This is a genomic window from Vibrio sp. OPT46 (assembly GCF_015163535.1).
Taxonomy (GTDB): domain Bacteria; phylum Pseudomonadota; class Gammaproteobacteria; order Enterobacterales; family Vibrionaceae; genus Vibrio; species Vibrio alginolyticus.
This window is the reverse complement of record NZ_JADDYG010000584.1, coordinates 6294-11254: the sequence shown is the minus strand read 5'-3', so window position 1 is coordinate 11254 and position 4961 is coordinate 6294. Positions and strand designations below refer to the sequence as shown.

Genomic DNA, 4961 nt, shown 5'->3' with positions numbered 1-4961 from the left:
TGTGGGTGCTCGTTCACAATGAAACGAGCGAGAGTTTCTGCTTCCACCCACTGTAAGCGCTGCATATTGTTGCGAATTTCATCGCCATATAAGGTATTCAATAACCCTTTTGCCAAATCGTTACCCAATGCTTTACGCAATGTATTAGATAGGTATTCCTTCGAGGCTCCTCGAATACCGCTGTGCTCACGAAAATCTTCAAAGAAAGTTTGAATAACACCACGAGCAGAATCGCTCTTAATGCCATTTAACTTCGCCATTGCACGAGTCACACGCTGGGTTTCATCACGGCTAAAGTGTTGCAAAACCTTCGCTGCGGCATCCTCGCCCATGCCTAATAGCACGAGCGCGGTTTGTTCAACATAACTAAGCGTCTGCTTTGATAGAACTGTGTTCATTGATGTTTACCCATTGTTTCAGTATTTCGGCTACGCGCTCTGGCTCTTCATTAGCAATAAGCTGTAGGTGTTTCAATTGAATTTCTAATGGCGAGCCTGCTGGCGGTAGCATGTCGCTGTTTACATCTAAACCTGAAGAGGCTGAGATGCCTTTTTCAGATAGGCGGCGATCAAGTACTTCTTCATGCTCGCGTTCTTCACGCGTTTGCAAGTTTTCGTAGTCAGGTTCTTCCTGAGGCTCAGCAAAATTTAGCTCAGGCACAGGTTTATCAACGCCAGTTAGGTGCATGATTAATGGACGCAGTACGAAGAAGATCATCGCCAAGCCTAACAAGCCACCAATAACGTAGCGTATTGGCTGCTGTACTGTAGGGTCTTGCCACCACGGCAGTGCAGGAGGAGCATCAATTTCAATTGGGGTGAAGTTGAAACTCATTAAACTTAAGCTGTCACCACGTGTGGCAGAGATACCAACAGCATCCATGATCATGTTTGAGATTTGCTCTTTATCGGCTTCACTCCACGCCACACCATCTGGCGAAGCTTTGGAGTTCAACAGAACCGATACACTAAGCTTTTCTATTTGGCCTTGTTGGTATTGAGTACGACGAACACTGCTCCCTACAGCATATTGACGATTCACTTCAGATCGCGCATTCGTGTTTTGGCTATCGTTCGTTTCCACTTCACCAGATCCTGTCACTGGCGGTTGGTTACTTAGAGAACCAGGAACACCCAACGCAATTTGATCAACCGAGTTGTTATGAATGGTGTGCTCATTACGCACAACCGGTGCGTTATCCAAAATTTCTTGTGTTTCTTCAACTTGGCTAAAGTCCAGATCGGCAGCGACTTGTACTCGGAAGTTACTCGGCCCCACAATCGGCGTAAGCATATCTGCTGCGCGTTGGATGATCTGTTTTTCAACACTCTTCTGGTATTCAAGATATTTCGCGTTTACTTTACCGGCTTCCGCAGAAGCGACATCCGCACTAAGAAGACGGCCATACTGGTCAATGACAGAAACAAATTCTGGCTTCATTGCCGTGACACTGCCGACCACTAGGTTAATGATCGCTTCAACTTGTTCAGGCTTTAAGTCTTCACCAGGTTTGAGCTCAAGCATGACAGATGCTGAAGGATTCTCACTGTTTTGGCGGACGAATAGAGTTTGACGAGGTATTGCTAAATGAACACGCGCGTTCGCTACTGAGTTCAAAGACATGATAGTACGTACTAACTCACCTTCTAAACCATGACGATAACGCGCTGTTTCCATAAATTGGCTCGTACCAAGAGAGCTATCTTCCTTGAGCGAATCCAAACCTGTCGGCAGCTTAGCTTTAACACCTTTTGATGCAAGCAACATGCGTACCTTCGCAACCTCACCTTCTGGTACAAGAACTTGTCCATTTTGCTCTTGCATGCGGTAGCTTACGCCTTCGCTTTCTAATACCGACACAATTTCGCCGATATCAAAACGCTCTTGTTGACTATATAGCGGACGAAAGCTCTGCGAGGAACTCCATAGTGCAACCACAATAATCGCTGCAACAATCGCAGCTAACACCGCAGATAGCACTAAGTTTCTCTGACTGCTAGACCAGATTTGCTTCAGCTTCGTTGTCACATCGTCCATGCCGTTGGCAGTAGAAAATGTCTGTGCTGTGCCGGTAGCCATAGCTGTGTTTCCGGCGACTTGGGGGGTTAGTTCTGACATGAATTACACCGGCATCTTCATAATATCTTCAAATGAGGTCACGACTTTGTTGCGCACTTGCATCAAAGCATTAAAGGACAAGCTGGCTTTTTGGCTCGCGACCATTGCACCAACTAGGTCATCACTTTTTCCTGTTTCTACGGCCGTCATTTTTTGACTAGCCACTGATTGATGTTGATTCACTGTATCCAACACATTTGTCATCGCTTGTGAGAACGATAAAGGTGCGTTTAGTGATTGTTGATCTAAAGGATTTGCACTCACGATAAACTCTGGCGGCTGCACTTGTGCCTGCATCGCCTGCATTTTTGACAACATAAGTTGCTCTGCCGAGACCGCATGAGTAGGTTGACTTGCCATCTATTTTTTCTCCTATTAGGCAGCCGAGCCTAGTGCCGACTGTAAATCAATACCATGTTCTCGCATTGCTGCGAGCTTGTAGCGTAGCGCTCGAGTAGAGACTCCAAGCGCGTTTGCGGTTTTCGTTCGGTTTCCACCAAACTGACGTAACTTTTCCAAAATAAACTGATATTCAGCTTGCTTCTTCGCTTCTACATGACCAAAACTTGCAGTTGGCTCTGCTGTAGGAACTGACGCGACAAGCTCAATAGGCAGCATCAGGTCATGGGCTGTAATGTAATCACCATGACGCATGACCAAAGCGCGTTGAATGACATTTTCCAACTCACGAATATTGCCCGGCCAGTGATACTGACTCAGCGCACTAATCGCATCTTGGGATAGGTGACAGCGGCTGCTATCTTGATACTTTTCAATAAAGAATTGGCTAATTGGTAGAATGTCCTCTTTTCTTTCACGCAAAGGCGGCCAGTGCAGAGGCAGCACATCTAATCGATAATAAAGATCTTCACGGAACGTGCCTTTTTGAACTTCCTCACGTAAGTCTTTGTTGGTTGCCGCAATAACACGAATATCGAGCTGAACGGCTTTATGGCTACCAACACGTTCTACTTCACGCTCTTGAAGGACGCGTAACAATTTCGCTTGAACCGCAGGTGACATTTCACCAATCTCGTCAAGCAGAATCGTCCCGCCATTTGCTTCTTCAAACTTACCGCTTTGAGAATTTGTCGCTCCGGTGAACGCGCCTTTTACATGACCGAATAGCACAGCCTCTAACATTGACTCTGGAATGGCGGCGCAGTTAACCGCCACAAATGGACCATTGATACGCGGAGAGTGCTCATGCACATATCGCGCCAGCACTTCTTTACCCGTTCCCGATTCACCTGTAATAAGCACACTCGCGTTAGTACATGCTGCACGATGCGCCAATTGCAGAACTTGTTTGCTTCTCCAAGACTCCGCAACAATGTTGGCCATTGGCTTACCTAACGCTTCAACACGTTTAAGCAGATTAACCAACTGATTAGATTCAAATGGGCGTAATAGATAATCAGTAGCGCCCGCTTTCATCGTCTCAGCAGCCAAGATGCCTTGTTCTTGATCGACAATCGCAATAACAACACCCGAATTTCGCTGCTTTTGGTGACACGCGACAAACTCACGAACACACATATCCGGCAGCGTAGAGCTCACTAAAGTGATTTCTGCTCGCTCTTCAAGCAAAGCGCCTCGACCAGTACGAGTGTGTTTCGCGGTGTAACCTGCATTTTGCAACACATCCAATACTGGTTGAGCAAGAGCTTCATTTGGCTCAACCAACAAAATTTTCGTTTTCGTCATCATTGAACCTTAACTTTCGTTTGTTGATTTTGTGATTGTAGAGCTGGGTGGTGTTTCGTAGCCGTATACTCGTTGTCCCTCACTAAACGCAGGGTGACACGTCGGTTTTTTGCTTGGCCATTAACCGAGTTATTGCTGGCAATTGGGTAACGTGAACCATGAGCTCGTGTTTCGATCATCGACTCGTCGACCCCAAGCTCAATCAAAGCATTGGTGACTTGCTCTGCTCGAGTACGTGACACAGAAAGGTTCGTTAAACTTGAACCAACGTTATCGGTGTGACCGTCGATGAGGATTTTGGTCACTCGATCATCCACAGATACATAGCTATACAGCGCTTCTAGTGTTGCTTTCTGTCCACGACTTAACGTCTTCTGACCAAACTCAAATGAGAGCGCCATATCCCTTGCCTCTGAAAAAGACAATTTAGGCAATCGCGCGCGACACGCATTAAATGATTTCAATGCGTTTTGAATTTGAAGAGTAGGAATCACAATCTCTGAAACAGAGGAAGCATTACTTCCTTTAAGTGACAGCGTCACCCAACTACCCGAAGCAATTGAATCCATGAATTCTTCAGCGCCTTTATTAAAGATGAAACGCTGAGACGGCTTAGTAAATTCAAGGGAGCCAAATTCTTTTCTATAAAGCTCATTACTCCAAGGAGCATTTTGAGTTGTTAAAGCAATCGTTTTCCATTTATTGTTTTCATATTCTATATCGGAAATAAAATAGAATTTATTATTAGGTTCCGCTAGGAAATAAAACTTCCCATAGTCATTATTTGATTGCAACAAGTTGCACTTGAATTTATTTCCCTCATATGTCCATTTAGAGAGGTCCATAGGGATTGTTAAGACTTCTTCTGAATATGACACTTTTGAAAAAATAAAACTGATAACAATAATTGTGTTACAAATTATCAAACGGACATGATTCATGTATATCTTACATTCCCATGACTTAAACCGTTTAATTAAATATGCCACCAAGCCGAGAGAACTGGCATAGCTAATCATTTTAATTACCTATTCTGAATATTAAAATTGGTTACAAAACGCTCAAGAGAGCACGCTTAGCCTCCAACGGAAGCTTTAAGCATAAAAAACAGTATTTTATAATTTATTTATTTGAAA

At 44.6% G+C, this 4961-nt stretch carries 4 protein-coding genes and 1 pseudogene; all 5 read right to left on the bottom strand.

Annotation, left to right across the window (positions count from 1 at the left end):
- Positions 1-398, bottom strand: a pseudogene (fliG, locus tag IQR33_RS23250) (flagellar motor switch protein FliG); the annotation flags it as partial.
- Complete coding sequence (gene fliF, locus IQR33_RS23245; protein ID WP_005384024.1) at positions 367-2118, bottom strand: flagellar basal-body MS-ring/collar protein FliF; 1752 nt, start codon at positions 2116-2118, stop codon at positions 367-369. The gene fliF and the pseudogene fliG, both read right to left, overlap by 32 nt.
- A 3-nt stretch (positions 2119-2121) precedes the next feature.
- Entirely contained in the window at positions 2122-2478 is a 357-nt protein-coding gene (fliE, locus tag IQR33_RS23240; protein WP_005375045.1) for a flagellar hook-basal body complex protein FliE, read from the bottom strand.
- Between the two features lie 15 nt (positions 2479-2493).
- Positions 2494-3825, bottom strand: coding sequence for a sigma-54 interaction domain-containing protein (locus tag IQR33_RS23235; RefSeq protein WP_017820535.1), 1332 nt, complete (start codon positions 3823-3825; stop codon positions 2494-2496).
- Positions 3825-4844: an OmpA family protein gene (locus tag IQR33_RS23230; RefSeq protein WP_085569389.1), complete on the bottom strand. Its 1020-nt coding sequence runs from the start codon at positions 4842-4844 to the stop codon at positions 3825-3827. The genes IQR33_RS23235 and IQR33_RS23230 overlap by 1 nt, the downstream gene beginning before the upstream one ends.
- Between the last annotated feature and the right edge of the window lie 117 nt (positions 4845-4961).

What these genes read in the sequence shown, in the direction of transcription:
- IQR33_RS23230 (WP_085569389.1), bottom strand. Translation starts at nt 4,844, where the DNA reads ATGATTAGCTATGCCAGTTCTCTCGGCTTGGTGGCATATTTAATTAAA.
- IQR33_RS23235 (WP_017820535.1), bottom strand. Translation starts at nt 3,825, where the DNA reads ATGACGAAAACGAAAATTTTGTTGGTTGAGCCAAATGAAGCTCTTGCT.
- fliE (WP_005375045.1), bottom strand. Translation starts at nt 2,478, where the DNA reads ATGGCAAGTCAACCTACTCATGCGGTCTCGGCAGAGCAACTTATGTTG.
- fliF (WP_005384024.1), bottom strand. Translation starts at nt 2,118, where the DNA reads ATGTCAGAACTAACCCCCCAAGTCGCCGGAAACACAGCTATGGCTACC.